This is a genomic window from Microbulbifer epialgicus, from assembly GCF_041447265.1.
Taxonomy (GTDB): domain Bacteria; phylum Pseudomonadota; class Gammaproteobacteria; order Pseudomonadales; family Cellvibrionaceae; genus Microbulbifer; species Microbulbifer epialgicus.
The window spans coordinates 1-1,856 of sequence record NZ_JBGMEK010000207.1 but is presented as its reverse complement, the minus strand read 5'-3'; the positions used below and the strand labels follow the sequence as shown (position 1 = coordinate 1,856).

1 protein-coding gene is annotated in these 1,856 nt (G+C 46.9%); it reads right to left on the bottom strand.

Annotated features, from left to right (window positions below):
* Positions 1 to 232 precede the first annotated feature (232 nt).
* A complete protein-coding gene (locus tag ACCI49_RS24500; RefSeq protein WP_371841876.1) occupies positions 233 to 628 on the bottom strand; it encodes a hypothetical protein in 396 nt (131 codons plus the stop codon).
* Positions 629 to 1,856: the final 1,228 nt, after the last annotated feature.

Below are 1,856 nucleotides of genomic sequence, written 5' to 3'. Positions count from 1 at the left end.
TCGAACCTAGGTGTAACATGAGCCACCTCACTCGTAACAGGCAAAGCCAGTCACTCATGACCACGTCCGTAGGACGTGGGTTTCTACGTTAAACTAAAAATACACATTCAAGCTTTCATTATAAATTCTATTAAAATTTAGCCGGAAATGCCATAGAAAAAAGCTTACATACATTGACACGTCCCTTTTCTCCAACCAAAGGTAAAGAGACAAAACGTTTTATCCCAACACATTACCCAGAATGCGCTTCTCGATTGCTTCCCTCATAAATGATCATGCCGGCAATGTAATTAATCGCCCCTAGCAATTCGGCCACGCAGCGCTTAAAATTTGACAAACGACGACTTTCGTGAATTTTTTTGATCGCCTGAAAAGCCATACCGCCATCGATATCCAATAGCTGGCTAACACGCTGCATAGGTTGGTTTCCGAAACTTTGCCCGGTTCCGTGCCACTCCTCACCCCTGCCGCGAGGGGTGGTGCCGGCAGTGCTTGGAACCACACGCAGGCACTCACCGGACTGGCCGCGCGGTATCTGCTTAATCTCTCCACCGCCGGTCAGAAGCTCCCCTATTTTGCTATCGATATTTACCTGGACCTCAGCTTGGGGGCAGTTGGTTAGAGTCACGTCGCCTCCCCTCTGCAGCACTTCCAGATGCCCGACTGGCCACCAACGGCAAGACCGACCCGCATTGTCATTGCTCTTGAGAACAACCCCACACTTCACCAACTTATTCAACGCGTTGCACGTGTCACTGGTACTGTCATCTAGGTAGTGCGCAATATCAATCGTGGTTGGGCCATTTTACTCATAGAACCTCTGCTCGTCCCTAGCGCCATAATGACGAGCAAAGTCGCGGACGCCCCCATACACACTTGCCTTTATCGCGGTTAAAATCTACTCGGTATCCATCGTGCTTTCTTTACCGGCCGCGGATACACCCACACCGGCTTCAATGCTATCTGACAAAGGGAACAGCGCGCAGCTCTGGAGGACGGAGTAGTTAAGAAGCGTTTTCGGTTTCGTGACCTCAAGATTAAGGCAATCTCTGATTTTGAGGGTGACACTCAGCGCTCCCCTGGGCATAACACAAGGTCCATGGCTGAGCGCTACAATCGCACTCCGGACCAAGTAGATACACTCGATAAAATCAGAATTGGCACCAGGGATTGGCGCCACAAGCCCAAAAACGCCCCCCCTCACTAGGCGAGGTTTTAATTCCTTGGTGGTCTACGAGGATCGAACCCGCGACCTCAGGAGCCACAAGCAGTGTGCTCTTGCATAAATATCAACAGGTCACCCAATTTTTAGGTGCCAAACACTGTATAAATATATACCATATTTGCCCCGAGGCTCAGCCGCTTAGGCTATTTTTGGCACCGCGAATTTTATCTGTATAGATAAACAGATTCCTACCTCCTTGACAATAGCACTGCAAACCCCTGGGACTCCTCTCGAGTCAGCTTCAGCCCATACTTCTCCATTATCGCCATAAACCGTTGTAGATAAACTGCTCTAGTTATCCGTACTGACGAATCTGCTCACTATTACAGCATTACAGCTCAATTGGTATCATCGAACTTACACATTATCGTGTTGTACAACACAAACTGGCCCCCTAACTCTTGAATTCGACATTCATCCAAAAGAACATACTTAATGCTACCTAGATAAAAAATAACAATTGATACGAGTTTTTAACCCAAAAGAGGATTTATAGATGCTAAAAATGAAATTACTAGTGGTCCATGCGGAAAATAATGTAACTAATGGAGAATTGTCCGTATAATGTATCTTCTATGCGTACACCTAAACCTTTTCAAGTTTCTGATAATGAAGCGTCCATTCTGAACGA